Annotated in this window: 26 protein-coding genes; 12 read left to right on the forward strand and 14 right to left on the reverse strand. The window is 59.5% G+C overall.

All coding sequences use genetic code 11. From position 1 onward, the window contains the following. Positions 1-696 carry a response regulator gene (locus AB4Y89_RS18890; protein WP_442302497.1) on the reverse strand — a complete coding sequence of 232 codons (696 nt, stop codon included), beginning with the start codon at positions 694-696 and terminating at the stop codon, positions 1-3. A gap of 178 nt (positions 697-874) precedes the next feature. On the opposite strand from AB4Y89_RS18890, the gene AB4Y89_RS18895 reads away from it, so the two are divergent. Together AB4Y89_RS18895 and AB4Y89_RS18900 are read left to right on the forward strand one after the other, a co-directional pair. Further along, on the forward strand, positions 875-1297 hold the full coding sequence (locus tag AB4Y89_RS18895) for a hypothetical protein (protein WP_442302498.1): 423 nt from the start codon (positions 875-877) through the stop codon (positions 1295-1297). Between the two features lie 60 nt (positions 1298-1357). Further along, the gene (locus tag AB4Y89_RS18900) at positions 1358-1849 is read left to right on the forward strand and encodes a Spy/CpxP family protein refolding chaperone (RefSeq protein ID WP_442302499.1); all 492 of its coding nucleotides are present in this window, start codon (positions 1358-1360) and stop codon (positions 1847-1849) included. A 213-nt stretch (positions 1850-2062) separates the two neighbouring features. Here the strand turns inward: AB4Y89_RS18900 and mnmE are convergent, their stop codons facing one another. From mnmE to trxC, 4 genes are all read right to left on the reverse strand, one after another. Then, positions 2063-3391: a tRNA uridine-5-carboxymethylaminomethyl(34) synthesis GTPase MnmE gene (gene mnmE, locus AB4Y89_RS18905; RefSeq protein WP_442302500.1), complete on the reverse strand. Its 1329-nt coding sequence runs from the start codon at positions 3389-3391 to the stop codon at positions 2063-2065. Between the two features lie 7 nt (positions 3392-3398). Beyond that, on the reverse strand, positions 3399-4346 hold the full coding sequence (locus AB4Y89_RS18910) for an SPFH domain-containing protein (protein WP_442302501.1): 948 nt from the start codon (positions 4344-4346) through the stop codon (positions 3399-3401). 163 nt (positions 4347-4509) lie between these two features. Further along, on the reverse strand, positions 4510-4995 hold the full coding sequence (locus tag AB4Y89_RS18915) for a hypothetical protein (protein ID WP_442302502.1): 486 nt from the start codon (positions 4993-4995) through the stop codon (positions 4510-4512). Positions 4996-5150: 155 nt separating this feature from the next. Beyond that, positions 5151-5582 carry a thioredoxin TrxC gene (gene trxC, locus AB4Y89_RS18920; RefSeq protein WP_442302503.1) on the reverse strand — a complete coding sequence of 144 codons (432 nt, stop codon included), beginning with the start codon at positions 5580-5582 and terminating at the stop codon, positions 5151-5153. Between the two features lie 69 nt (positions 5583-5651). Here trxC and AB4Y89_RS18925 point away from each other — a divergent pair, with 69 nt between their 5' ends. Continuing rightward, on the forward strand, positions 5652-6653 hold the full coding sequence (locus tag AB4Y89_RS18925; RefSeq protein WP_442302504.1) for a zinc-binding alcohol dehydrogenase family protein: 1002 nt from the start codon (positions 5652-5654) through the stop codon (positions 6651-6653). 15 nt (positions 6654-6668) lie between these two features. Beyond that, the gene (locus AB4Y89_RS18930) at positions 6669-7367 is read left to right on the forward strand and encodes a DUF2461 domain-containing protein (RefSeq protein WP_442302505.1); all 699 of its coding nucleotides are present in this window, start codon (positions 6669-6671) and stop codon (positions 7365-7367) included. Positions 7368-7581: 214 nt separating this feature from the next. Here the strand turns inward: AB4Y89_RS18930 and AB4Y89_RS18935 are convergent, their stop codons facing one another. Continuing rightward, positions 7582-8346, reverse strand: a complete 765-nt coding sequence (locus AB4Y89_RS18935) for a heme-binding domain-containing protein (RefSeq protein ID WP_442302506.1) — start codon at positions 8344-8346, stop codon at positions 7582-7584. Continuing rightward, entirely contained in the window at positions 8343-9305 is a 963-nt protein-coding gene (locus tag AB4Y89_RS18940; RefSeq protein WP_442302507.1) for a metallophosphoesterase family protein, read from the reverse strand. The genes AB4Y89_RS18935 and AB4Y89_RS18940 overlap by 4 nt, the downstream gene beginning before the upstream one ends. A 95-nt stretch (positions 9306-9400) precedes the next feature. Here AB4Y89_RS18940 and AB4Y89_RS18945 point away from each other — a divergent pair, with 95 nt between their 5' ends. The 3 genes from AB4Y89_RS18945 (at position 9401) to AB4Y89_RS18955 (ending at position 11392) form a co-directional block, all read left to right on the forward strand. Continuing rightward, positions 9401-10036, forward strand: a complete 636-nt coding sequence (locus AB4Y89_RS18945) for an RNA polymerase sigma factor (protein ID WP_442302508.1) — start codon at positions 9401-9403, stop codon at positions 10034-10036. Next, a complete protein-coding gene (locus AB4Y89_RS18950; protein ID WP_442302509.1) occupies positions 10033-10782 on the forward strand; it encodes an anti-sigma factor in 750 nt (249 codons plus the stop codon). The genes AB4Y89_RS18945 and AB4Y89_RS18950 overlap by 4 nt, the downstream gene beginning before the upstream one ends. Positions 10783-11095: 313 nt before the next feature. Then, positions 11096-11392: an HU family DNA-binding protein gene (locus AB4Y89_RS18955; RefSeq protein WP_147646174.1), complete on the forward strand. Its 297-nt coding sequence runs from the start codon at positions 11096-11098 to the stop codon at positions 11390-11392. A 492-nt stretch (positions 11393-11884) separates the two neighbouring features. Here the strand turns inward: AB4Y89_RS18955 and AB4Y89_RS18960 are convergent, their stop codons facing one another. Then, complete coding sequence (locus AB4Y89_RS18960) at positions 11885-12799, reverse strand: LysR family transcriptional regulator (protein WP_442302510.1); 915 nt, start codon at positions 12797-12799, stop codon at positions 11885-11887. A gap of 93 nt (positions 12800-12892) precedes the next feature. Between AB4Y89_RS18960 and AB4Y89_RS18965 the strand changes: the two genes are divergently transcribed. Continuing rightward, positions 12893-13759: an NmrA family NAD(P)-binding protein gene (locus AB4Y89_RS18965; protein ID WP_442302511.1), complete on the forward strand. Its 867-nt coding sequence runs from the start codon at positions 12893-12895 to the stop codon at positions 13757-13759. Positions 13760-14000: 241 nt separating this feature from the next. Continuing rightward, positions 14001-16964 (forward strand): LssY C-terminal domain-containing protein, encoded by a 2964-nt coding sequence (locus AB4Y89_RS18970; RefSeq protein WP_442302512.1) that lies wholly within the window; start codon positions 14001-14003, stop codon positions 16962-16964. 72 nt (positions 16965-17036) lie between these two features. On the opposite strand, the gene AB4Y89_RS18975 is transcribed toward AB4Y89_RS18970, so the two are convergent. Beyond that, positions 17037-17843, reverse strand: coding sequence for an SDR family NAD(P)-dependent oxidoreductase (locus AB4Y89_RS18975; RefSeq protein ID WP_442302513.1), 807 nt, complete (start codon positions 17841-17843; stop codon positions 17037-17039). Positions 17844-17852: 9 nt separating this feature from the next. After that, on the reverse strand, positions 17853-18497 hold the full coding sequence (locus AB4Y89_RS18980; protein WP_442302514.1) for a trimeric intracellular cation channel family protein: 645 nt from the start codon (positions 18495-18497) through the stop codon (positions 17853-17855). A gap of 99 nt (positions 18498-18596) precedes the next feature. On the opposite strand from AB4Y89_RS18980, the gene AB4Y89_RS18985 reads away from it, so the two are divergent. After that, on the forward strand, positions 18597-18845 hold the full coding sequence (locus AB4Y89_RS18985; protein WP_442302515.1) for a hypothetical protein: 249 nt from the start codon (positions 18597-18599) through the stop codon (positions 18843-18845). 525 nt (positions 18846-19370) lie between these two features. Here the strand turns inward: AB4Y89_RS18985 and AB4Y89_RS18990 are convergent. From AB4Y89_RS18990 to rsmG, 4 genes are all read right to left on the reverse strand, one after another. Beyond that, complete coding sequence (locus AB4Y89_RS18990; RefSeq protein ID WP_442302516.1) at positions 19371-20093, reverse strand: methyltransferase family protein; 723 nt, start codon at positions 20091-20093, stop codon at positions 19371-19373. Further along, the gene (locus AB4Y89_RS18995) at positions 20090-21001 is read right to left on the reverse strand and encodes a ParB/RepB/Spo0J family partition protein (RefSeq protein ID WP_442302517.1); all 912 of its coding nucleotides are present in this window, start codon (positions 20999-21001) and stop codon (positions 20090-20092) included. Before AB4Y89_RS18995 ends, AB4Y89_RS18990 begins: the two co-directional genes overlap by 4 nt. 103 nt (positions 21002-21104) lie before the next feature. After that, positions 21105-21947 (reverse strand): ParA family protein, encoded by an 843-nt coding sequence (locus tag AB4Y89_RS19000; RefSeq protein ID WP_442302518.1) that lies wholly within the window; start codon positions 21945-21947, stop codon positions 21105-21107. 751 nt (positions 21948-22698) lie between these two features. Continuing rightward, positions 22699-23331, reverse strand: a complete 633-nt coding sequence (gene rsmG, locus AB4Y89_RS19005; protein ID WP_442302519.1) for a 16S rRNA (guanine(527)-N(7))-methyltransferase RsmG — start codon at positions 23329-23331, stop codon at positions 22699-22701. A 156-nt stretch (positions 23332-23487) separates the two neighbouring features. Between rsmG and lpxC the strand changes: the two genes are divergently transcribed. Further along, the gene (gene lpxC / locus AB4Y89_RS19010; protein ID WP_442302520.1) at positions 23488-24402 is read left to right on the forward strand and encodes a UDP-3-O-acyl-N-acetylglucosamine deacetylase; all 915 of its coding nucleotides are present in this window, start codon (positions 23488-23490) and stop codon (positions 24400-24402) included. After that, on the forward strand, positions 24395-24865 hold the full coding sequence (folK, locus tag AB4Y89_RS19015; protein WP_442302521.1) for a 2-amino-4-hydroxy-6-hydroxymethyldihydropteridine diphosphokinase: 471 nt from the start codon (positions 24395-24397) through the stop codon (positions 24863-24865). The genes lpxC and folK overlap by 8 nt, the downstream gene beginning before the upstream one ends. The last annotated feature ends 238 nt before the right edge of the window (positions 24866-25103 follow it).

Here is a 25103-nt window from a genome sequence, read left to right on the forward strand (position 1 = left end):
TCAACCTTCTTTTGCCTCTCCGCGCGATACAAAGAGGTAGCCGCTACCTCTGACAGCCTTGATCCGCTGGTTGTTCTGCGCCGCGCCGAGCTTTTTACGAAGGTTACTGACATGCACATCGATGACCCGGTCGAATGGTCCGAGTTTTCTGCCGAGCACCGCTTCGGTGAGCTGTTCCCGCGAGAGGATCTGGCCTGCGCCGCGAACGAGTACCTCAAGCAACGTGAACTCTACACTGGTCAGATTGAGAGGCACGTCATCCAGCCATGCTTCACGGATTGCGGGATCCAGACGGATATCTCCCACAACCAATGGACCAGATGGTGTTAGGGTTCTCGCGGTTCGGCGCAGGATCGCGCGAATACGGGCGATAAGTTCCCGTGGGTTGAAAGGTTTGGGGACGTAGTCGTCGGCACCGATCTCCAGTCCCTGTATCCGATCGGAGTCCTCGCCGCGCGCTGTGAGCAGCAGTACCGGAACGGTCGATAACTTTCGCAGCCGGCGCAGTACATCAAGACCACCCATGCCGGGCAGCATGACGTCAAGAACGACGAGTGCATGTTCCTTCGCAAGAGCCCGCTCCAGGCCGCGCGGTCCGTCATGAACAGTTTCGATCGTGAAGCCTTCAGTGCCTAAACGTTCGGCCAGAAGGCTGCACAATTGAACGTCATCATCGACGATGAGAACTCGATCCATTCTCCAACGCCAGCTGCCTCCAGCTTGATGCTAGACCATAACATCGCAGCCCCAGTCTGTCTTTACACAACTTTACTTTGCTTAACCAACCTTTATCGCACCGGCCTCGACCTGTTGCTGAAATCGAATTGCGGCAAGTAAAGGACGTTACACTCTCGCCGCTGAATCGAGGAAAACGATGAAGCGTCTCGCATCTATCGCGTGTCAATCGCTGCTGGTGCTGTTGATCGGCAGTGTTGCAACAGCCACCATGGAAGCACAGTATGATCCCGGCGTTACAGTCCGCATTCCGTTCGCGTTTACCGCCGGCGGTCAAAACATGGAAGCCGGGGTCTATGTCATCGAACAAAGCTCCGAGAGGTACGTGTTGTCATTTGTGGATGTGAAGACCGGACAGCGCAGGCTGCTGGCGATGAATCCCGGACGGCAACAGACCGGAGAACAGCATGGACAACTTATCTTTCTCGACTGCGGCGGACGCAGTGTTCTAACTGAAGTGCACATTCCGGGAAGCGACATGTCCAGTAAGCTTCGTGACCTCATGCATTCCGATGCGAAAAGCTGCTCTGCCAGTACTAGAACATCGATCGCGATGCGTTGAGTTACGGCATAGGAGCCGTCATGACGGCACGTGAAATTGAAATCAAAAGAGGAGTTTCGTATGAAGAGAATTATTGTTTGGTCGAGCCTGGTGTTCCTGGTCTTGCTGGCGGTCTTCGGTATCGCCCGTGCCGACAGTTGGAGACATCACGGGTGGGGCGGAAGAGAGTGGGGCTTTCATGGGCCCCTCGGTTACGTGAGCCATGAGTTGCATTTGACGGACACGCAGAGAACGCAGGTCCAGACTCTCTGGCAATCCGAGCGCCCAACGGTGGCGGCACTGATCAAGGAGTTGGCTTCAGAGAGCAAAGCGCTGGATGCGGCAACAGCGCGGAGCGCGGATGATGTCGAGATCCAGACAATCGCTTCCCGTCAGGGCGCAACGATAACCAAGCTCCTGCTGGAGAAGCGGCACTTCAAATCGAAACTCTACTCCGAGATCCTCACCCCGGAACAGCGCATCAAAGCGGAAGAACTTGAGAAGCGCTGGAGCGCGCATCTGGACCGTCTTGCGGATAGGATCGGCAGTAGTGACGATCTGCCACATCAATAGCGTGGGCTCTTTTTTGTTTGTCATCCCGCAATGGAGCCCCCGACCAGCTTTGCTGGATGGGGCAGGAATGGGGTCCCCGACCAGCTTTGCTGGATTGGAACAGGAATGGATCTGCTTTTTGAAAAGTGCGGTGAGGCACAGTATTCGATAGACCATACCGTGCGTCTTCAACTTTCAACTTTTAACTTTCAACGAGCGCCGCAGGCGCTCCCCTCACTTCCCGATACAAAAACTCGAGAAGATCAGATTCAGCACATCATCCGCTGTCGTCGCGCCGGTCAACTCATCCAGCCCGCGCAACGCGCCGTAGATATCCAGCAGCACCATCTCATGCGGAATTCCTGCGCCGGCAGCGGTGACTGCAGCATCCAGGCCATCAATTGCCTGTTGCACCGCGTGCTGCTGTCGCAGGTTGGTCAGCATCGCGGTCTCACTGGTTACGGCGCCGGTCTTCAGCTTCGCCAGCAACAGATCGCGCAGGTCTCCAATGCCCTCGCCGGTCAGGGCTGAGACTTCAATTCCCTCGCCTGCTGTCGCAGCAATATCGATTTTGTTCCACACCACGATAGCCTCGCGCTGCTGCAGCTCTTCCATCCAGGCACGTTCTTCGTCTGTGAGCGTCTGCGTCGCGTCCAGCACCAGCAGCACCAGGTCGGCATCGGCCATTGCCTCGCGGGTCTTGCGAATGCCAATGCTCTCGGCCTCGTCGCTGCTCTCGCGAATGCCTGCCGTATCCACCAGTTCCACCGGAATACCGCCTAGCGAGACACGCTCTGTCACCAGGTCGCGCGTCGTTCCAGCGGCTGCGGTCACGATGGCACGCTCGCGCTCCACCAGGCGATTGAAGAGCGAACTCTTTCCCGCATTCGGCCTGCCTACAATGGCCATAGTCACGCCTTCACGGACCAAGCGTCCCTGCGCATAACTTGCAGCCAGTTCGACCAGAGGCGCATGTACTGCCTTCAGAGCGTCAAGGATCGCCTGCTGTGGCATGACGTCCACATCGTCCTCGGCGAAGTCGATGCCTGCCTCCAGCGCGGCAATCAGTTTCACCAGCGCATCCTTCACTGGACGCACCCGTTCCGCCAGTGCCCCGCCTAGCTGCTGAGCGGCGACACGCGCCTGGTGCAGTGTCTGCGCCTCGATCAGGTCACGCACCGCCTCGGCCTGCGTAAGGTCCAGACGGCCTGAGAGGAAGGCACGTTCGGTAAACTCTCCTGGCCGCGCCAGCCGCGCGCCGGCGGCAATCGCTCTGCGCAGGATCATCTCCAGCACCACCGGCGATCCATGCGCGGCAATCTCCACCACATCGTCGCTGGTGTACGAGTGAGGCGCCGCGAAATACGTCGTTACGACCTCATCGAGTCTGCTGCCGTCCTCGTCCAGCAGATCGCCGAAGCGAGCACGTCCCGGCTCCATCGGCGCACGTAGATGCAGCATCGGTTCGGCGATGCTGCGTGCTTCAGGCCCGCTGATGCGTACGATGCCGATGCCGCCGCGTCCCGGCGGTGTGGCGATGGCGACAATCGTCTCCTGTTCCACGAAAATCCTACTTGTTCGGCTGTGCCGCGTTTGTAGTGCCGCTGACATCGGGAACACGGCCCGCACGCAACCCTGCAACGATCTGCTGCAGGAAGTCGTTGGCCGCACCGGGATTATTTGGCAGGAACAGCGTATTCGTCCCGCTGCGCAGACCGATATCCTTCAGCGTATCGAAGTACTGCGTTACCAGCACCAGCGCCATGACATCTTCGGCGGTCGTTCCCGGAACCGCTTCACGGAAGTGTTCGATGGAGCTGCGCAGACCATCGATGATCGCCTGGCGCTCGGCGGCAATGCCCTGCCCCTGCAGGGCCTTCGACTGTGCCTCTGCCTCCGCCTGCTTCACCTTCAACACCTTTTCTGCCTCGCCGCGAGCCTGTGCCGCGACCTGGGCACGCTGTGCGGCGTTGATATCGTTCATCGCCGTCTTTACCTTCACATCCGGAACGATGTCGGTCACCAGAGCGGTCAGAATGATGAAGCCGAAGCCATTCATGATCGAGTCCAGCTCGCTCTTCACTCCCACGGAGATGCCGCTCTGCTGTTCGAAGGTCTCATCCAGCGTCAGCTTTGGCACGTGTCCGAGGATCGAGTTGAAGACGAATGACTCGATCTGCTTCTGTGGCTTGCTCAGTTTGTAGAAGGCGTCGAAGAGGCGCTCTTCCAGCACCTGGTACTGCACGCTTACAGGAATCTGCACAAAGACGTTGTCGCGGGTCTTGGTCTCGACCGAGAACTGCGCCTGCTGCACCTGCAGGTCCACAAAGAAGACCCGCTCAGCATATGGAATCAGGAGATGCAGGCCGGGCTTGGTAATGCGATGAAACTTACCGAAGCGCTCTACCACGCCTGCGGTATAGGTGCGTACCGTGTAGAGCGTTTTGAGAATCGTGACCAGCAGCACAATACCGATCACAAACGCGACAAAAAGCAGAAGGGTGGCAGCAGTGTCCATAGAAGAACCTCAGCGGTCTTGAGAATACCTCAGATTTTTTGTTTGTCATTTCGTAGCGCGCCCGGGGTCCCCAACGAATTTTGTTCGTTGGAGTGGATCGACCGGAAGGAAGCGGAGAAATCTGCTTCTCTACCCACAGTTTTCGGATGGATGCTTTCCCACCCTACTTCCCGCCGCAGGCGGCCACCGTCGTAGGTCCACCATTGTTGATGGTGATGACATGGAACGGAAGCATCCGCACGAACTCCGCATCGGCCAGCTTTACCTTTGGTGTTCCCTTCGGAGCGCGTTTGTCCCACCAGATGCGGCCGTCGGCGATCATGTACCCCTGCCAGTTGTGGAAGAGATCCTTGTCCTCCGACTTCAGAATGGCGCATCGCGTCGCTGGGTCGAAGATCTCGTCAAAATGTTCGAGTAGTCCCTGCCGCGAGACCAGCTTTGACTTGCCCTTGATGGTGGCGCGCACCGGGTAGTCCAGCATCAAAGCAACCGCCACCTTGTCGTCCTTTTCCAGCGCCGCCCGGAACTCATGCAGGAATGCAATCGAATCGCGGCAATCGTCAGCGCCGATCTGGCGGCACACATCCTGCGCCCAGGCACAGGCGGAGAGGAGACAAGCAATCAAACCAACCAGGGCACGCATGCCCATATTCTTACTCCGCCGACTCGAAAAGATTCCAACAACCTTTGGGATAACTCCATCACCTTTTCGTCAGATCCAACTCACGGGCAACTGTCAACCCGAGTCAGGCAAGACCCTCTCCCAACCCATGCCGTACCTCTTCAACTTTTAACTTTCAACTTTTAACTGTTTTTAGCTGCCCTGATCCACTGCATCATCTGTTCCGCCGGCACTACACCCGCCTGTTGTGCCACTACCCGCCCATTACGGAAGACGATGAAGTTCGGAATCCCGCGTACCTGGTAGCGCGCGCTCAACTGCGGATTTGCCTCGGTATCCACCTTCAACACCACCGCCTCTCCCGCCATGGCGCTGGCCACCTCGGCGACGTATGGAGCCGCCATCCGGCAGGGGCCGCACCAGTCTGCCCAGAAATCCACCAGCACCGGCACCGGAGACTCCCGCAGAATCTCATCGAACTCGGTTGCATCCACGCTGATCGGTGCTGCGACCGGCGGCAGCGGAGACTTGCACTTGCCACACCGGCCGATGTCCGCCAGATGCTTGGACGGAATCCGGTTCTTCTGCCCGCAATGGTGACAGGTGCGAATCATGATCTAACCTCGATCTATAAATCAGATGCTTCAGACCCCTTATCGGCATCTGAGTCTCAAAGGGATACGATGCGCGCCATTGGATATACCCAGCCCGGACCTCCCGACGTTCTCCAGGACATCACCCTCCCGGATCCCGTCGCTGCCGGCCGCGACCTTCTGGTCGAGGTCAAGGCCGTCTCCGTTAACCCTGTCGACATGAAGGTTCGCCAGAATGCCGGTCCCGTTGACGGTCAGCCCTACCGCGTCCTCGGCTACGACGCCGCCGGTGTGGTGAAGGCGGCTGGCCCCGAGGTCAAAGGCTTCCGTGCCGGCGACGAGGTCTTCTACTCCGGTACCCTGCTGCGCCAGGGCACCAACGCCCAGCTCCACCTCGTCGACGAACGCATTGTGGCCGCCAAGCCGAAGTCGCTGGATTTTGACCACGCCGCCGCCCTTCCCCTTACCGCCATTACGGCCTGGGAGCTGCTCTTCGACCGGCTTGGCGTCGTTCCCGGACGCAAGGACGACACGCGGTTGCTCCTGATCGTCGGCGCCGCCGGCGGAGTCGGCTCCATCCTGGTCCAGCTCGCCCGTCAATTGACCGGCCTCCACATCATCGGCACCGCCTCCCGCCCCGAGACGAAGGCCTGGGTTGAGGAACTGGGAGTCCATGACGTGATCGACCACTCCCAACCGCTGCCGCCGCAGCTCAACGGCCGCCAGCCCGACCTGATCGCCAGCCTTACCAATACGCAGGATCACTTCCCGCAGCTCGCCGAGGTGCTCGCGCCGCAGGGTCATCTGGGGCTTATCGACGATCCCGCATCTATCGACGTCAAGCTGCTCAAGCGCAAAGCCGGCTCTCTGCATTGGGAGTACATGTTCGCGCGCTCCATGTTCCAGACCGCAGATATCGAACAGCAGAGCCAGCTTCTCCAACAGGTCGCCACCATGGTAGACTCCGGCGTCATCCGCACCACCGCCGGCGAGAATCTCGGCATCATCGACTCCGCGAATCTGCGCTCTGCGCACGAACGCATCGCTACCGGCAAGGTGCGCGGTAAGCTGGTGCTCAGTGGATGGGAGTAACGCTCACAGCACGCCATGGCAACACACTTTACCCCTGCAGCCCTGAAGTTCCTGCGCGACCTCAAGCGCAATAACGACCGTGACTGGTTCCAACCACGCAAAGAGATCTTTGAGCGCGAGCTGAAGGCTCCCATGCTGGGGCTGATCTCTGAGATCACGCACGCCATGGAAGACTTCGCTCCCGATCACGTGCGTCCTCCGCAGAAGATCCTCTTCCGCATCTACCGAGACACCCGTTTCTCCAACGACAAGCGGCCCTACAAGGAGCACATCGGCGCATGGTGGGTGCGCACGGGCCTCGAAAAGACCTCAGGCGCCGGTTTCTACTTCCATCTCTCCGGCAAAGAACTGCTGATCGCCGCCGGCTGCTATATGCCGCAGCCAGAGCAACTGCTCGCAGTCCGCCGGTACCTGCTCGATCATCACGTGGAGATGCGCAAGCTCTACACGGCGAAGCCGCTGGTAAAGCTCTTTCCGCACGACGAGGCAACCTCGCTCACACGTCCTCCGAAAGGCTTTCCAGCCGATCATCCAGCGATCGATCTGATCCGCAACAAGCAGTGGGGCCGGTCCGTCACGCTGCCGGCAGATACTGCCCTCACGCCCGCGGTAGGCAAAGAGATCGCCAAACGCTTGAAAGCCATCGCGCCTCTGGTCACACTGATCAACACACCTCTGCTACCTCAGAAGCGCAAACCACTCTTCGGTCTCTAACGCATGCACAACGCCGGGTGCCCCGGGTCCCGCTTCTGGGACCTGGGTATTCGCGCTGTGCGCGAACCGTCTTCTTGTTTGTCATCCTGAGCGTTCGGGGTCCCCAGCGAACTTGTTCGCTGGGGTGATTAGCGAAGGACCTGCTTTTATGCAGCCACCGAATCGAGTGGCCCACCCATGCAGTACGTCTTCAACTTTTAACTTTCAACCTGCCTCACCTCAGTGAGGCCAAAAACGCCACAATATCCACCCTCTCCTGACTCTTCGGAACACTGAAGTCCATATTGTTCCCCGGCACCAGTTCATCCGGATCGCGCAGCCACCGCTCCAGTCCCGCGCTGTCCCAGGCAACATGCCTGTCGCGCAACGCAGACGAATACGTGAAGCCCGTGGCACTCCCTGCCTGCCGTCCAAAGACACCCCGCAACCGCGGTCCTTCACGGTTGCTATCCAGCGCATGACATCCAGTGCATCGCCGCTCGAACAGCGCTTTGCCGCGCAGCGCATCCCCTGCATCGCTGCCACCTGCATCTGCTGGCAGCAGGCTCGTCAACGCTGCGACCTCATCCTTCGTCAGCGCCGCCCCGGGATGCAGCCAGCGATACTGCATCGGCGGCATCGATCCTCGCTTCGCCTGCTGCACAATCTGCTGCTTCAATACCTCCTGCCGGTCGGCAGAGAGCTGCGGCCACTGGGAGAGATCGAGGTGACGTCGCCCTTCCGCGACGTCACGCTCAATCAGCCAGCTTCCCGGAGCTAACCGTGCATAGGCAGGCCACGCCGTCGTCTCTGAATGACAGTCGGCGCACTTGGTGAGAAGCACCGCACGCGCCTGTGCCGGGAGGCCCGCCCCTTGCAGCAATGTGCTGCGGTCTGAGGGAGGGACCGTATGCAGATCACCCCAGGGATGCCAGCTTCCTGCCGCGATCGAGACCGCGCTGCATAGCAGCACGCCCACGGCAAGCTTCATCGCGTTCATGCCTGCTCCGCCAGTGTGTGGTCCACAACCGCCAGATGGCTCTGCCCGCGCGCAACCTTGACATGCGTCACGCCAAGAGCGGACCGGAGCTTGCCTGCCGGCACCACCATCGGTCCGGGATTCGGCGCCGCTCCCGGCGCTGGCTGCGGAAAGGCCGTCGCGCGTGCCGTATGGAAGGTCACATTTCCTTCCACCTTCTGCACCACCTGGTGGATATGCCCGTTCAGCACCGTCACCGATCCGAAGCGCTTCAACAGGGCGAGAGCCTGCTCTCCATCCTTCGTGCCCCAGCCCCACTGCTCGTACACCATCCACAGCGGGATATGCGCGAAGACGACGATCGGGGTCGACGCACTCAATCCGCTCAGCTCCGTCTTCATCCACGCAAGCTGCTCGGCGCCGAGGTTACCCATCGCATCAACCTGAACGCAGTTGTTCAGCCCAAGGAAACGCACGCCTTTGTGATCGAAGCTGTACCAGCCGGTGCCGTGTGTCCCTTTGCCAAAGCGCTGCTTGTACTGTTCGCCGTCGTCGATGAAGTCATGCTCTCCCGGAACGTAAAAGACCTCTTTCCCAAAGCCCTTCACGATCTGCGCCGCGGTGTCGAACTCCGCCGGCGTTGAGTTCTGCGTAATGTCGCCGGTGTGCAGCAGAAACTCCGGTGCGGCTCCGCCCGGTGTCTTTGCCCGCTCAATCGCGGTCTGCAATGTTCCTGTGACATCCGGATTCGCTCCCTTGTTGAAGCCGATATGCGAATCGCTGATCTGCACGAACGAGAAGCCTTCGTGCCCTGTCACCCGTTGTTTTGTTCCCTGTGCCAGCAGCTTCGCCGTTGGCACGCCTCCAGCCATCGTCCATAGCAGTCCGGTTCCGGCCCAAGCCATGCACTCCAGAAACTGCCGGCGGTCGATTCCGTCTCCGGCTTGCCTGTTCTCATCCTGCGTTTTGTTCTCTGCCATTGGTCTTCCCTCCATGGCAGAGAACCGCGCGGAGCCCGGATTATTCCACGAAAAACCCGAGGGAATAAAAAAGCTGTTCGCTGGTTAAACAGTCGATGGCCTTCGCAACCTTCCTTCGTCGCGGTTCGCCTCCGCCTATCTTCGGAGCAGGCGGGAGTGGGTCGGCGAATGCGAGTTCGTCTAAGATCATCGCCATGGACTTCGGCAGGCGCGCGCGTGCGGGATTTGAAGATCTCGCTCTGCCACAGCTTGCAAGCCTGTACAACCATGCCCGCTGGCTTTGCCGCGATGAGGCTGAGGCTGAAGACCTCGTACAGGAGACGCTGTCCAAGGCTCTGCGCGCCTTCGACAGCTTTCAGCAGGGAACCAACTTCAAGGCATGGATCTTCCGCATCCAGCGCAATGCCTTTCTGAACTCGCGTACGGCCATTGCAGAGTCGCGCACTGTATTTCTCGAAGACCAGGAAGAGGCCTTCGATCCGCCAAGCCCGGGCCTTACACCGGAGCAGGAGCTTATCCGTCTCGACAATATCGCGCTGGTGCAGGATGCCTTAGCGCAGCTCTCGCCTCTGCTGCGCGAGGCGTTGTTGCTCTGCGATCTGGAAGAACTCTCCTACAAGGAGATTGCCGGCATCCTCGATATCCCTACTGGCACCGTGATGTCGCGTCTCTCGCGTGCCCGGCAGGCAGTGCGCAAAATTCTTCAGCCGCGATTTGGAGGTTCTCGATGAGCGACGATCATCTCACCCCCGCGACCATCGCCGCGCTTGTCGATCATGAGCTTGCGGCACAGGAGATCGCAGCCACACAGCAACATCTTGCTGCGTGCCACGCCTGCGCGCTCGCTGTTCTCTCCGCCACACAGCTCAAGGCCGCAACGGCGCGTGCAGCGCAACGCTATACGCTCTCGCCGGAGATGCGAGCCCGCCTCGTAGCTACGACGCGAGGGCGCACGTCTGTCGCTCGCACGATTCCCATGCGGATGTATACCTGGGCCGCGCTCGCAGCGCTGATTCTGCTTACCGTCTCGGTGCTGCAGTGGCGCGGGCTTCGGTCCACTCCATCGCCCATCGTCGCCGAGCTGTTTGATCAGCACCTGGCTGTCCTGCCGGAGAGCTCTGCCCCACAGGTTCTGTCTTCAGACAGACACACCGTGAAACCCTGGTTCCAGGGCAAACTGCCTTATTCCTTCAATCTTCCGGAGCCGGTAAATCTGCCCGCGGAGACGGTGCTTCAGGGCGCGGATCTCACCTACATCGGTGGCCAGCCCGCCGCACAACTCCTGTTCCTGATACGCAAGCACCACGTCTCTGTATTTGTCATGCAGCAGGATGTCCTCGCACCGCTCTCGAACGATCGACATGGCTATCGACTCCGTTCGACGACTGCAAATGGACTCACGATCACAGCCGTTGGCGATGTCGGGGATGCCGATCTTGGTGCTCTGCTGGCCGTGTTGGCGCGCGTTCAATCCTGACGTGCGCCCGTTTCCCTGGTACGATTTCTAGCTTGAGCGGACCACTGGTGGTGAACCAAATCCACCTGTAAATCGCCGTTTTTAAGCCCTTCGGTACCTAAAAAGCGACAAAAACCGAGAAAACACGGAAAAAACCTGTGGAAACTGAAGTTTGGGCCTTGACTTTCGTTCGCCAAAGCCTCAGTGTGAGTTGCGGTAGGTTCTTTCCACCCGCGTAAACATTGGCGATTTAGCGATTGCTAAAAGGTGCGTGGGACCGGGCAAGCATCCTGACAACCAGAATTCTGTAGAACGCACTAAGGAGATACACACAATGGCAAAGGGACTGACCAAGACCGCCCTCATCCGCACGCTGGCCGAGAAGCTTGAGTTGACGAACAAGCAGGTTGGCGCTTTCTTTGACCTCCTGTCCGAGACCGCGGTCAAGGAGACCAAGAAGAATGGCGAGTTCACGATTCCCGGAATCGGCAAGCTGGTGAAGGCAGAGCGCAAGGCTCGCCTGGGCCGCAACCCCCAGACCGGCGAGACCATCAAGATCAAGGCCAAGACCGTGGTTAAGTTCCGCGTCGCTAAGGCCGCTAAGGACGTTATCGCTCCGTCCAAGAAGTAGTTTTGGCAACTCGCCCTTCGGCTGGCAGTCCAATTCCTTGCAGCCGACGTGCATGCCACGACTGGGAACGCGGACCAACGTTCTTCGCGGAGAGGAGAACGCCGCGCAAACGGGCGGGAGAGCACCGGAGGCGGGACCTAACAGAAACACGAAGGCCAGGACGAAAGTCCTGGCCTTCGCCTTTTAAAGGCAGTTGCTGGTTCCTGGTTGCTAGTTGTGAGCCGCCCACGCCCTCGTTGCCCCATTCTTTGCGAAGCAAAGGGTGGGGTATCGCGCTATGCGCGACCGCTTTTGTCTTTCAAAGAAAGCTCACTTTACAGCGTGGCGAACGAAACTCAATGTTGCTCGGAAGATCATTTCATCCCAAGAGGAGAGACGGTCTCGCTCCGCTCGATACCCCACGCTAAGCGCCATCGAACAAGTTCGCCGGGGACCCCACCCTTCGCGATAAAGCTGCGAAGAATGGGGCAGCGAGAGTCTCGCCTCACACAACTAGGAACCAGCAACTTGTTCCACAAATTCCAGAAACGCCCTCGTCCTCTGCGGCAGATGCTTCCTCGATGGGTACAGCGCAAACAATGGGAATCTCTCCTCCGGCCAATCCGGAAATAGTTCTACCACTCTCCCCGAACGCAGATGCTTCTCCATCCCCAACTCCAGCACCTGCGCGATTCCATATCCCGAAAGACACGCCGCGTGCATGGTCACTACGTCATTCACCATCAGGCGTCCGCGTGTCTCGATGCTGATCTGCCGCCGTCCCCGTTGGAAGATCCATTCAAACGGTTGTCCACTCTCCGGATCGCGATAGTCGATCAGCACATGTCCTTCGCGTAGATCCTCCGGACTCTTCGGGCGCCCATGACGTTTCAGATAAACCGGAGAGGCGACCGTCAGGACACGTGTCTCCAGCAGTCTGCGGGCAATCATGCTCGACTCTGGAGGATCGCCGAAGCGGATGGCGAGGTCGTATCCCTCGCCCGCCAGGTCTCTTGCCCGCGCGCCGGTATCCAGCTCCAGTGTCAGCCGCGGATATCGTTCCAGAAACTCTCGCAGCCGCGGACCCAGCAGTAACTGCGTAAACAACGCGTCAGCGTTGACCCGCAACCTTCCGGAGATTTCCGAACCATCACTCTGGATCGATGCGGCTGCTTCTTCCAGGCCCGCCAGCAGCGGAAGAATCTGCTCGTGCAGCCGACGGCCTTCTGCTGTGAGAGTCACAGCTCGGCTGGTGCGCTCCAGCAAGCGGGCCCCGACCCGTTGTTCCAGGCGCGAGATGGCGCGGCTTACACCCGACTGCGAGATGCCCAGCACTTTTCCGGCTGCAGCGAAGCTCCGGCTGCGCACCACTGCAGCCAGTACCCCCATCCCGTTCAATGTCCGTTCATCGAAGTTCATCGGATGCATGACAGTATGTCATGTCTTCCATGCACAAATATCACGATCATTTCCGGACAGGGCCGCGTCCTATCTGCAGATCGATTACAGGAGGAGACAGCAATGATTGCAATCATGGGAGTGACAGGACAGGTAGGCGGAGCAATCGCCCGCAAGCTATTAGGCGAGGGCAAAAAGGTACGCGTGGTGGTTCGCAGCGCTGACAAAGGTGAAACGTGGAAACGCGCCGGGGCGGAGGTCGCTATCGCATCCACGGACGATACCGCAGCACTTACGCGTGCATTCGCCGATACTGAAGCTGTCTTCGTGATGCTTCCACCAGTCTTCGATCCAGCGCCCGGATATCCCGAGTCCACCGCCGCCACTACATCGGTCCGCGATGCTTTAGAGGCTGCGAAGCCTGGCAGGGTCGTCGCACTTTCGACCATTGGTGGACAGGTCGATCGCGATAACCTGCTCGTCCAGCTTCACCATTGGGAACAGGCGTTGCGCGCCCTCAACCTCCGTGTTGTCTTCCTGCGCCCCACCTGGTTCATCGAGAACACTCGGTGGCTTCTTGCGGACGCCCGCGAGAAGGGTGACTTCGCCTCGCACTTGCAGCCTCTCGACAAGCCTGTGGCCATGGTCGCCGTCGACGATATCGCTGCGACTGCGTCTGACCTGATTACCGGGAAGGACAGCACAACCGGCATCGTTGAACTCACCGGTCCTCAGGACGTGACACCCGCAGAGATCGCATCCACCCTCGGTCGTATCTTTGACCGCGAGGTCCACGCTCAGGCGATTCCCCGCGAGAGATGGGAAGCCGAGTTCCGCGCCGCAGGCATGCAGCATCCCGAGCCTCGCATGAGCATGCTCGACGGCTTCAACGAAGGTTGGATCCGCTTCGAAGCCACACCTCGCCGCGGCACCACGACGCTCGAGAGTGCTCTACGTCGACTCACTAGCCGCTCAACAAGCGAAGCCTAAAGCGCCAATATCCTCGTTGCGCCATTCTTTCGCGCAGCGAAAGGGTGGGGTCCCCGGCGAACTTGTTCGTTGGGGTTTAGCGTGGGGTATCGCGCTACGCGCGACCGCATTTATGCAAAGGCCGAGTATTCCTCTCAACTCCGCTTCAGTCTTAACGCTTCAACTTTTAACTTTCAACTTTTAACTCTCCCTAAACTGTCGTCTCGCAAACATAACCCGGGTTACAGTGGTACGACCCCCGATGACTCGTCCCATTGCAGCTCTCGCTCTCTCTGCCTTTGCCTGCGCACTCACAGCGCAACAGCCGACGGCGAGCTCCGTTGACGTCCTCATCAAACCCGGCCATACCTTCGGAAGCGCGGTAGCGCACATCGATGGCAAGCCCAAGCCGCAGCTCGTCACCCGGCGCGCTACGCATGCCTGGCTGGCCGAGCAGGCGCATTCGGTCATCGTCATCGCTCCTCCCGAGAAGGGACGTCCGCAGCCCCAGCTCCGCATCTTCGATCTCGATTCCGGCGAACGCCATACCCTCGGCGACCTTCCCCTCGACAGTCCCGAGTTCCTCGAAGTGCAGAACGGCGATGAGCCCTCCATCTTCCTGCTCAAAGGCAGCCAGAACGGACAACCAGCGGTCTACGTGGCGGACACCACCGCGATTCACACGCGCCTGATCGGCGCAACACGCCCCACTCTCACCAACGATGTCCTTCGTTATATTCCCGCGGGCAGCAGCACGGCCAAAGAGATTCCACGGCGCACCGCTCTTGGCGAAGATCTCTTCCACCGTATCTTCCTTGCTGGTGGCGAGACCCTGCAGCTGCTTCCGGATGGCCGCGCCGTGGTCGTCCGTAACGGCAGGGCGGAATCGGCCACGTGGCTTACAGACGGCGAGGATCTCTTCATTCACTCTGGTTCGCGCACGGACACGATCCTCCGTTCCTCGCTTCAGCAACAGACTGGCGTTCCCGCGGAGACGCGACTGACGCTTCGCCTGCTGCAGCCCTTGAACTCGCGCACGGACAAAGCCGGAGAGCCGGTGGAGGCCGCTCTCATCCTTCCCGCCGTCGTCGACGGCCACATCTATCTTCCGCAGAACACTCACTTCACCGGACATATCGTGAAGGTACGTGGCGTGCACTACGGCTTCGGTCACGAGTCTGCCGCCGTCACCCTGCACTTCGAGCAGGCAGAGGTTCCCAACGGCCCCACACTTCCCGTCGATGTGCGTGTCGTGCAGGTGGAGAATGCACGCGAGACCGTGGACGCTGCCGGAACCATCAAAGGTCAGCGCGCCACCGCCACTCTGGGTCACTCTGCTGAGGGCCAGATCACCGGTCTTGCGCAGGTCGATCCCATCGCCTACGTCGCTCTCACCGCCGACTCCATCGCTGTCCTCGGCTTTGCTGAGAGTGAGATTCTCTACCCCGCCGGCACCGAGATGATCGGCGCGCTCAACCTGCCGCTGCTTGCTACGACGACTTACCCGCGCACCACCGCGCGCGAGGTCACCTCCCTCCAGGCAGAGCTCTCACCGTTCCTGCAGGCGCTTCCCTTCCGCACCACCACCCAGGTCGGCGATCATCCGTCGGATCTCACCAGCATCGTCTTTCTCGGTTCGCCTGAGGCTCTCAGGCGCGCCTTCGTTGCATCCGGTTGGGTGACGACTGACTCACTGACCGCCGCTTCAACCTTCTCCACGCTGCGCAGCATCAGCGGCACCCAGACCTACAACGAAGCTCCCATGTCGACGCTGCTGCTCGACCATCAGGAGCCCATCACCACGCTCACCAAGACCACCAACACCTTCAATGCGCGGCATCACCTGCGCGTCTTCGCCACCGGTAAGACCTTCGATGGAAAGACGGTGCTCACAGCCTCGACAACGCAGGACACGGGTATCGCCTTCTCGCGTAAGAAGCGCACTTTCATCCACGTCATCGATCAGTACATCGACAATGAACGCGAGAAGGTGGTCAATGACCTGATCTTCACTCGCTGCGTCGATGCGCTGCAGATGGTGCCCCGGCCCTGGGTTCCGCGCGATGCCTACAACTCCACCGGCGATCGTCTTCGTACCGACGGCGATGTTGCCGTGCTTCGCCTGAACGATTGCAACGCTCCGGTCATCACCACACCGACACCGGCTCCGCGGCCGAACAAGTTCGAGCGCAGTGTGCGCAACACCGTGCTCACCCTACGCAGCCAGCTCTATCGCAGCAATCTCATCTATCAGGGCATCGACTATAGCCGCAAAGGGTTCACTCTCTTCTCGGAACACGATGCTCCCGCGAACCTCGGAAGCTGGTATCGCACTGAGGCCTCCGACGCCGGCGACGAAGAAAGCTCTGACAATATCGGACGTCCGCAGAGCCACCCGGCAAAGCGGGTGATGGAGCGCGATACCACGCTTGCCCGTAACCGCTGGGCTCCGCCGAAGTACGAGATCGCATTCCACGGAGGTTATACCCGGTTCCGGCACGAGGCTCTGGAAGCCGACATCGTTCTTCTGGTTCCCGGCAAGGATACCGATCCGCTCTATATTGCAGGTCTCTTCGATGAAGTTGGCGACGGCTGGACCGCAGGCTTTTCCGTCACGGTGAATACCTGGAAGTGGGTCTCGAATGAGTTCAGCTACTTCCGCCAGCAGGGCAAATACCGTCTTGGCGCCTTCGCTATCACCATCCCCGCAGGGGACACGCCGATCAGTGATTCTGACTTCAACCAGGCCGCCGCAACCGTCGGACTGACGACCCGCCAGTTCGAGTACAACTCGCTGGTGCACTTCCGCCCGCCCAGCTCACGCTGGCGTCCTTACGTCGCTGCCGGTCCTGTGCTGCAGTTGATCGCACTTGGGGATGCCCCGTTGAAGCGGCCCTCGTCGTATTACACGCTTGGACTCAAGAACCTCGGACTCTTCAAAGCTGCCTTCGACTTCGGCAACACACCCCCACTCGACGGCGGAGGCATCTTCCAGCCCGGACTCCAATACGGCGCCGGCATCAAATACCGCGTGACGCCTCGCTTCACCATGCGCATGGACTGGCGCGAGACCTGGTCCCGCAACCCTCGCATCATCCGCGACTCCTACGAAAGCTTTGTTCCCGATACCCTTCCGGACGACTACGAAGTCCTCGTCCTCAACGGCCCACCCGACAGCATGTTCTTCCAACAGCGCGCCACCATGGGCTTCGCCTTCACGTTTTGATGTCTCTAAGCGTTGGTGTCGTCAGGGTGTGCGCAGGATTCTGACGGTACCCATGCCGTACGTCTTCAACTTTTAACTTTCAACTTCTTCTTGTGCCATGATCTTCTTCGCGATCTTCGCCACCAGCTTCCTCGGCGCAAACCGAACCCCAAAGACCATCCACCTGTTCATCCGGCCCGCGATTACAAGCCTCTGTCCGCGCATCATGCCGGCATAGCCGATCTCAGCGACCTCCTTCGCGGCCATGGCGCCGCTGCGGAAGGCAATCGTCTTCGTCATGCCCGCTGCCTCCGCAAACTCCGTCTTCGTTGTTCCCGGACATAACGCAGTAACCGTGACACCGGTCCCCGACAGTTCCTCCGCCAAGGCCTCACTGAAGCTCGTCACAAATGCTTTCGTCGCTGCATACACGGTGGCGAATGGAGTCGGCGTGAAGCCTACGACTGAACTCACATTCAGGATGCGTCCATGCCCTTGCGCCATCATGCAGGGTGCGATCATCCGCGTCAGCTCCATCAGTGCCACGATATTGACCTGCACGATCGCGTGCAGTCGATCGACCGGAACTTGTGTCACCGGTCCGTGGTGACTGAAGCCGGCATTGTTCACCAGGACATCGATCTCAGCTTCACGTGCCGTGAGCTCTGCTTTGATCTGCGCGGCCGCTCCCGGCTGCGAAAGATCGATCGCCAATATCTGTGTCACAGCGCCGTGCTTCTGTGCCAGCATCTCCGCTAGTTGCTGGAGCCGCTCTTCCCGCCGTGCTACCAGCACCAGGTCGTAGCCGTTCGCGGCCAGTACCTGTGCCAGCTCCCATCCAATGCCGCTGCTTGCACCGGTCACCAGCGCCAACGGCCTCTTTTGTTCGTTTGCAGACATCGCTCCCCCTCAGGCTCCAACCTTCGGTAAGCTCCATCCCCGCCACACGCTCAACATGCGCAGAACGAAGCAGGAGATGCCGCCGGCCAGTGCCGCCAGGCTGGGATGCAGTCGCAGCGCCCGCACCGAAATCACCATCACCGCTGCACCCAGCAGCGCCGCCGAGGCATAGATGTCAGTCCGAAGTACTCCCGGGACTGTGTTCAGAAAGATGTCGCGGATCGTTCCCCCGCCACAGCCGGTAATTGTGCCCAGCAACACCGCCATCATCGGATGCATGCCGAATTCCAGCGCTTTGGTCGCGCCTGCGATGGCAAACAGCGAGAGCCCGGCTGCATCCAAAGCTGTAGTCAGGACCGAGCTCGCTTGCTGCGCGATTGTTCCATGAAAGACAAATGCCAGCATGCCGCCGGTAAAGGCGATGGCTCCATATCGCCAGTCTTTGATCGATGCGGGCGGCGTAGCCCCGATCAGCAGGTCGCGGACGATGCCGCCACCAACAGCAGTAGTAAAGGCCAGCACCAAAATGCCGAAAAGGTCCATAGCAGCGCGAATACCCGCCAAGGCGCCCTCCATGGCAAACAAGAGCGTACCGGCGAAGTCAGCGGTCAACAACACGAGGTCAAGGCCACGGCGTAGTTTGGGTGTATCCATCTCTCTTCCCCCAAAGGTAACGGTACCTTGGGCACGTACACGCGTAAATTGCTATCAAGTTCCCCAAACGAAGGCCGATGAGCGGATTGAGCCATCATCATGACCATTTTCGTCTTCGCCTACTTCGCTCTGAATACGCTGCTCGCTCTGGGCATGCACGCCACCACGATGCGCTCCACGCTGGAGCGCCCACGCGTTCTTGAGTTTCTTGCCTTCTTCGTCTTCTTTCTTATCGCCGGTCTGCCGCTGATGCTCGGCGCCATCGTCATCGGCGCAATCAGCTACAAGCGCGCCGGCCGCCGCCCGTCCATGCCATCCGGCATTCCGCAGCTCCGCGTCGTCCGCTAGCAGCTCTTCACACGCTGAAGGCGGAAATGATCTTCGTTGCCCTATTCTTTCGTTGAAAGACGAAAGAATGGGGCAACGGCGAACTTGTTCGATGGGGGCCTAGCGCGGGGTATTGCGCGTCGAGCGACCGGTTTTCTGAGGCTAGAGCAGTTCTCCTAAAGGTGTAGAGCGAAGCGTTTGCAGTTTGCGCCGTTTTCCTTCGAAGAAAACGGCATTCGCAGATTTCTCCAACACCACAGTATTAGGAGAATTGCTCTATATCGCCAAGTTAGCCCTAGAACTGGGTGCCCCGTCCATTGCATCGCAATGGGTGGGATGTTCGGGCGAAGCTCGAATCGCCTTTACTTGCCATTCGCAATAACAGGGCTCTCAGGCAGGTCGCTGCAGAAGCATTACCGGACAATCTATTCTCTTGTTAAGGCCTGAAGTCTCACAGCCACCAAGCCAGCAAGAGTTATCCCACCCATTGCGTTGCAATGGATGGGGCACCCAGCTCTGTGGTTAATCTTGCTGGTACACCAACAACTACTTGGTGAACGCCCGCGCCACCAAAGCCGCGCCCCACGAGATGATGATGCCGCGCAGAATCAACCATGCATCCCATTGCCAGCCCAGCAGAAGAAAACTGGCCGCAACCCCGAGGAAGTAGATCTCGCCCAGAATCGCCTGCCCCCATGCGGGCTTTAGGCCGCCTGCAGGAACTCGCGGCTGCAGGCTGGGGAGTAACCGCGGCACGGCCGCCTTATAGCTCAGATACGCTGGGCCACGCTGTTCTTCGAGGAACGATTCCTCCCGCAGAATCAGGCGGAACTGAAACACCGTAATCAGTACCACGGCCAGCAATGCCGCCAGCGGCTGCATCAGCACGGCGATCCCCAGGGTATGCAGAATGGTGCCCAGGTACAGCGGATTGCGGGTATAGCGATACGGGCCGTCGGCGATGACACGTTCGCCGTGCATGCCAGAATCTTCGACGACTCCAACACCGATGTAGGCCGTACCCCAGGTCCGCAGCCAGGCTCCAGCGCAGGCCAGCAGCGCGGCCAGCACCAGGACAGTCTCGGTTGCCGTGGCGAAGCCGAGGCCGGCGCCTTTCATCAGACCACCGGAGAGCTCGACCCAGACCGACTGGCGGCCGACATTCATCCAGCCTTTATTCCACGGGGCAGTAAAGCCGACGGTGAAGATAACAGCGTGAATCAGGTACCGCAGGCGATACTCAAGCGCGGTCGCGCGCAGCCACTTCATGCCAGCGCCTCGAGCAAACGATCGAAGTCGTCGACATTGGCGTACTCGATGACGACTCTGCCCTTGCCATTCTTGTCCTCGATCCGGACCTTCAAGCCAAGCGTCCGCTGCAGCTTTGTCTGGGCTTCCTTGACGTTGGGATCGATCGGCGGCTCTTCCACTGTCTCGACCTTGCCCAGCTTGCGTTCCGGATTGAGCTGGTTCTGTACAAACGTCTCAGTCGCACGTACGGACATGCCCATCTGTACAACCTTAAGTGCTGCCTTTTCAATAAGATGAGCGTCTTCAAGGGCAAGCAGCGAACGTGCGTGCCCGAAGCTGATCTCTCCCACTTCTACACGGGCCTGGACCGATTCCGGTAACTTCAACAAACGAAGGAAGTTAGCGACACTCGCGCGATCTTTGCCGGTGCGCTTGGCCATCTGCTCCTGGGTCAGGCCGAACTCGCTCGACAACCGCTGGTAGGCCTTGGCCTGCTCCATCGGATTCAGATCGGCGCGCTGTAGGTTCTCGACAATGGTGATCTCCATCGCCTGCTCGTTCGAGACCTCTTTGATGATGGCCGGAACGGTCGTCTTACCTGCGCGCTGCGAAGCCAGCCAGCGGCGTTCACCGGCGATGAGCTGAAACTTGCCGCCCGGCAGCGGGCGCACCAGGACCGGCTGCGCCACACCCAGCTCCGCGATCGACGCGCTCAGCTCCGCCAGCGCCGTCTCGTCGAACCGGGTGCGCGTCTGGTAGGGGTTGCGCTCGATCGCTTCGACCGGAATCTCTTTCGGTTTGCCCTCGATGACGGTGACGGAGGGGGCAGCGGGCGGTGGGGCGACAGGTTCGGCGGCCGGCTTCTTGGAGGGAAGCAGGGCTTCCAGACCTTTCCCCAGTGCGGCGCGTTTGGCTCCAGTACTCATGGTTGAACGACTCCTGAGATGAGAAAACAGAGATCAGAGAAAAACTTCATCGGCCGGCCTACGGCCCATCGTGCAGGGACTACCCGGCCCATTCTGCAAATTACTACTTGTTGTAGGGCCAGAATTTGAACTCTTGCCCCGTCTTCGCTGCCTTGGCGCGTTCTTTCGCTTTCGGGCTTTCGATCTTGTTGCGCTTCAATAGCTCCAGCGCCAGGTCGCGGTAGGCATCCGATCCGCGTGACCGCGGGTCGTAGACCATTACCGGCTTTCCATGGCTGGGAGCTTCCGCCAGACGTACATTGCGGGGAATGGTGGTCTTCAGCAGCTTGTCCCCAAAGAACTCCTGCAGATTTGCCGTGACCTGCTGCGCCAGATTGGTGCGCTCGTCATACATGGTCATCAGCACACCTTCCAGCGCCAGGCCAGGATTGAAGGCCTGGGAGACACGGTCCAGAGTGCTCATCAGTTCGCTGATGCCTTCCAGGGCGAAATACTCGGCTTGCATCGGAACCAGCAGGCCATCGGAAGCGACCAAGGCATTCAGGGTCAGCAGATCCAGGGCTGGCGGGCAGTCCAGCAGGATAAACGGGAAGCGCTCCCGCAGAGGCGCCAGGGCATCCCGCAGACGGAACTCCCGGCGATCCTGCTGGATAAGCTCAATCGTGGCGCCGATCAGGTTCTTGCTCGAAGGGACCAGCTTCAAGGTGCCGATCTCGGTCGTGAGCATGGCGGCGTCCGGCGTTACGGCGGTCATCAGCACGTCGTAGGTGGACGCTCGCTCGTCATCCCGACCGAAACCGAGGCCACCGGTGGAGTTTGCCTGGGGATCAATATCGATCAGCAGGGTTTCCAAACCCTCCAGGGCGATTGCAGCAGAGAGATTGATGGCAGTCGTCGTCTTACCGACGCCGCCCTTCTGATTCACTATGGCCAGAACCTTGCTCATGGGAACAGAATTGAGCCTACGGGAGGGCGATACGAGGTTCAATATGCCGGCCTCGGATACCTGTGGAACGAAGGTGGAAAAGTGTTGTTCCACGTGGAACACGTGTAACGAAAACCCGCGCCAGTGCTCTACGAGACGCATCCCGGGACTTTTCCACCGGGAAAGAGAGCGAAGTTGAAAAAGGTAGCAGTTGCAAGCGGAAAGTGGAAGGCGTAAGGCATAAGTTGAGCAGCCGATTTTGCTTCCGAAGCGGCCGGATGTTCCACGTGGAACATCCGGCTCGGACGGCCCGAATCACCACGGACCGGGTGCTCTAGGTCCCGCCTTTGGGACCTGGGAATTCAAGCGAAGCTCGAACCGGTTGATCCCGAACCGACCCCGATCGGACGTTCCACGTGGAACGTGGACCTTTACGTTTGCCATCCTGAACAGAGTGAAGGACCACTTGTCCTCCCACCAACTCCGCTTAGTTTCGTCATTTCGGGACGTTGCGGAGAATCTGCTTTTCTCCCTTCGTGTCTCGGACTGGGCTCTAAAACTACAGTTCGAGCCTACGGCTCGAAATACCCAGGTCCCAGGATCGGGACATCCACCCCAACGAACTCGGTTCGTTGGGGACCCCGGGACCCGGGGCACCCCAAGCTATGACTATCCCGAAGCTGTCTTGAGTGGGGTGAGAGTTCAGGATCCGGGCATGTTCCACGTGGAACATGCCCGGGTCCACGCCATTACGTCTCTAAGCCTCAACTCTTCAACCCTCTTGTTCCACGTGGAACACAGCAACCACCCCATCGATAGACCCAGGCAGCGTCGTAATAGACTTCGCGGGCCGGCCTAACGCCTCAGCCTGGGCACGGGTTGTCAGCAACATCAGATCACCGCCCGGACGAACCAGCCTCTCCCCCACCAGAATCATCTCCTGCATCCTGTCCACGGCTCGCATCGCGACGACATCGAAGCTCCTCGTTCGCTTTTCAGTCTCAGCCAACCTTTCCGCCCGGTCTGCCCAGACCTCCGTCTTCAATCCCAAAGTCCGCACAACCTCCCGCAGAAACGCCGCCTTCTTCCCTTGGGACTCCGCCAGAGTCACCGCAATCTCAGGCCGCAGGATCTGGATCGGAATCCCGGGAAATCCGGCCCCAGATCCCAGGTCGAGCAGCGTCTTTGTCCCCTCCGGCACAAGTCCTCCGGCAAAGAGGCTCTCCCCGAAGTGCCGACGCGCCATCTCCTCCGGTTGCCGGATGGCGGTGAGGTTTGTCCGGGCATTCCACTTCATCAGCAGATCTAAGTACGCGGACAGCTTCTCTGCGACACCGCCGGGCACCCCGGCGGGAAGATACGGTTGCAGTAAAGACTCCAGAGTTTCCAGCGAAAGCGTAGCCATCGCCAAGAAGTCTATCGCCCGCAGCTAAATTCGGCGGAATTGAAGGAAATGTGGATAAGCCAAACGATTAACTGTGTCGTTTTTGCCACAGCCGCACTTCTTTGAATCGGGGCTACTCTGACTCTCGTCACAAGTTTGGGACGGTGATTGGAACGAGTGTCAGGTAAGCCCCATTACGAACGCACCATCGCCTCGGAGATCAGCTTCTCCGGTATTGGCCTTCACTCCGGAGCTCCTGTCACCATGCGCCTTATCCCTGCCGCCGCGGGGTCAGGTATCGTGTTTCGTCGCACCGACCTGGACGGCTTCGAGATTCCCGCCAACAATCGCAATGTTGCCAAGGTCAGCTACGCCACCAGCCTGATGCGCCAGGGCGTACTCATCTCTACGACCGAGCATCTGCTCTCGGCCTTTATTGGTTACGGCATCGACAACGTCATCGTCGAGATCGACAATCTCGAGCTCCCAATCCTCGATGGCTCCGCTGGTCCGTACGTGACCGAGTTCGAACGCGTCGGCAGCCGTCAGCAGCGCCGTAAACGGGAGTACATCCGCGTCCTCAAAGAGGTTGAGGTCCGCGAGGGCGATAAGTTCATTGGCGTCTACCCGGGCACCGGCTACCAGATCGACTACCTCATCGACTTCCCTTCACCGATCGGCCGCGAACGTTTCCTCGGCGACCTCGAGACCGGGGCCTACACCGACCTCATCGCTCCAGCCCGCACCTTCGGGTGGAAAGAAGATGAAGCGAAGCTTCGCGACATGGGTCTTATCCGCGGAGTCTCCGAGCAGTCAGCCATCATTCTTACCCGCACTGGCGTCCAGAATGGCCCGCTTCGTTTCCCCGACGAGTTCGTCCGCCACAAGGTTCTCGACCTGATCGGCGACCTCGCCCTGGCGGGCCGCCGCATCCAGGGCCGCGTCGTCGCCGAGCGAGCCGGGCACGCCATGCATACGGCCCTCGTCTCCCAGCTCATGAAAGACCGCTCCACCTGGGAGCTGACCCACGTCTACGACGAGGAGGCTGCCGAATCCGAGGCCTTCGCCCGCCTACAGCCTGTTCATGCCTAAAGCAGCCATCGCGCTAGGCTCCAATCTCGGTGACCGGCAGCAGCATTTATCCCAGGCAATTCAGCAACTTAGCGCCCTTGGACGGGTCATGGCTGTCTCCACCTTCCGCGATACCGCCCCGGTCGGCTACGTTGACCAGCCCCACTTCCTGAATGGCGCCTGCCTGCTTGAGACGGGGTTAACTCCTTTGGTTCTCCTGCGGGAAATGCTCGAAATCGAGCGCAAAATGGGTCGAAACCGCGCCCTCGTGCCGCAAAAAGGCCCTCGTGTGCTGGATCTCGACCTTCTGCTCTACGACGATCTCGTCCTCCATGAATCCGGACTTTCGCTCCCACACCCAGCAATGCATGAGCGGCTGTTTGTGTTGGAGCCATTAGCGGAGATCGCACCGGAGTGGGTCCATCCGGTGCTCGGACGGAGTATCCGAGAGATGCTTCATAGCCAATCCAGTGCTCCCATGTAAGCTCGCCAAGTGAACTTCAAGAGCATCCGATTCTCCATCCTGTTCCCGATTGCAGACCTAGTGCTCTGGTGTTTTGTTTTTCTCGCTCCAACGACGCTGTTATATCTCTCATTGCGGCAAGCCATGGGAGGGAGAGAGCAAGCAGTATTACGAAATGAAACTCAACAAGGCACTATCGAAGGTCAATTCCGCAAATCGGAATTGCTGATCTTTGCTTTGAATGCAGTGGGCCTCTCTC

Origin of the sequence: Terriglobus sp. 2YAB30_2 (assembly GCF_052114765.1) — a bacterium.
Taxonomy (GTDB): Bacteria; Acidobacteriota; Terriglobia; order Terriglobales; family Acidobacteriaceae; genus Terriglobus.

Excerpts from the sequence above, each read along its gene's own strand:
- AB4Y89_RS18895 (WP_442302498.1), top strand. The coding sequence starts at position 875 with ATGAAGCGTCTCGCATCTATCGCGTGTCAATCGCTGCTGGTGCTGTTG.
- AB4Y89_RS18890 (WP_442302497.1), bottom strand. The coding sequence starts at position 696 with ATGGATCGAGTTCTCATCGTCGATGATGACGTTCAATTGTGCAGCCTT.
- AB4Y89_RS18990 (WP_442302516.1), bottom strand. The coding sequence starts at position 20,093 with ATGAAGTGGCTGCGCGCGACCGCGCTTGAGTATCGCCTGCGGTACCTG.
- AB4Y89_RS19000 (WP_442302518.1), bottom strand. The coding sequence starts at position 21,947 with ATGAGCAAGGTTCTGGCCATAGTGAATCAGAAGGGCGGCGTCGGTAAG.
- AB4Y89_RS18925 (WP_442302504.1), top strand. The coding sequence starts at position 5,652 with ATGCGCGCCATTGGATATACCCAGCCCGGACCTCCCGACGTTCTCCAG.
- trxC (WP_442302503.1), bottom strand. The coding sequence starts at position 5,582 with ATGATTCGCACCTGTCACCATTGCGGGCAGAAGAACCGGATTCCGTCC.
- AB4Y89_RS18950 (WP_442302509.1), top strand. The coding sequence starts at position 10,033 with ATGAGCGACGATCATCTCACCCCCGCGACCATCGCCGCGCTTGTCGAT.
- AB4Y89_RS18910 (WP_442302501.1), bottom strand. The coding sequence starts at position 4,346 with ATGGACACTGCTGCCACCCTTCTGCTTTTTGTCGCGTTTGTGATCGGT.
- AB4Y89_RS18915 (WP_442302502.1), bottom strand. The coding sequence starts at position 4,995 with ATGGGCATGCGTGCCCTGGTTGGTTTGATTGCTTGTCTCCTCTCCGCC.
- folK (WP_442302521.1), top strand. The coding sequence starts at position 24,395 with ATGCCTAAAGCAGCCATCGCGCTAGGCTCCAATCTCGGTGACCGGCAG.
- AB4Y89_RS18945 (WP_442302508.1), top strand. The coding sequence starts at position 9,401 with ATGGCCTTCGCAACCTTCCTTCGTCGCGGTTCGCCTCCGCCTATCTTC.
- rsmG (WP_442302519.1), bottom strand. The coding sequence starts at position 23,331 with ATGGCTACGCTTTCGCTGGAAACTCTGGAGTCTTTACTGCAACCGTAT.
- AB4Y89_RS18955 (WP_147646174.1), top strand. The coding sequence starts at position 11,096 with ATGGCAAAGGGACTGACCAAGACCGCCCTCATCCGCACGCTGGCCGAG.
- AB4Y89_RS18960 (WP_442302510.1), bottom strand. The coding sequence starts at position 12,799 with ATGCATCCGATGAACTTCGATGAACGGACATTGAACGGGATGGGGGTA.
- AB4Y89_RS18995 (WP_442302517.1), bottom strand. The coding sequence starts at position 21,001 with ATGAGTACTGGAGCCAAACGCGCCGCACTGGGGAAAGGTCTGGAAGCC.
- AB4Y89_RS18985 (WP_442302515.1), top strand. The coding sequence starts at position 18,597 with ATGACCATTTTCGTCTTCGCCTACTTCGCTCTGAATACGCTGCTCGCT.
- AB4Y89_RS18975 (WP_442302513.1), bottom strand. The coding sequence starts at position 17,843 with ATGTCTGCAAACGAACAAAAGAGGCCGTTGGCGCTGGTGACCGGTGCA.
- AB4Y89_RS18900 (WP_442302499.1), top strand. The coding sequence starts at position 1,358 with ATGAAGAGAATTATTGTTTGGTCGAGCCTGGTGTTCCTGGTCTTGCTG.
- AB4Y89_RS18970 (WP_442302512.1), top strand. The coding sequence starts at position 14,001 with ATGACTCGTCCCATTGCAGCTCTCGCTCTCTCTGCCTTTGCCTGCGCA.
- AB4Y89_RS18980 (WP_442302514.1), bottom strand. The coding sequence starts at position 18,497 with ATGGATACACCCAAACTACGCCGTGGCCTTGACCTCGTGTTGTTGACC.
- AB4Y89_RS18940 (WP_442302507.1), bottom strand. The coding sequence starts at position 9,305 with ATGGCAGAGAACAAAACGCAGGATGAGAACAGGCAAGCCGGAGACGGA.
- AB4Y89_RS18965 (WP_442302511.1), top strand. The coding sequence starts at position 12,893 with ATGATTGCAATCATGGGAGTGACAGGACAGGTAGGCGGAGCAATCGCC.
- AB4Y89_RS18930 (WP_442302505.1), top strand. The coding sequence starts at position 6,669 with ATGGCAACACACTTTACCCCTGCAGCCCTGAAGTTCCTGCGCGACCTC.
- AB4Y89_RS18935 (WP_442302506.1), bottom strand. The coding sequence starts at position 8,346 with ATGAACGCGATGAAGCTTGCCGTGGGCGTGCTGCTATGCAGCGCGGTC.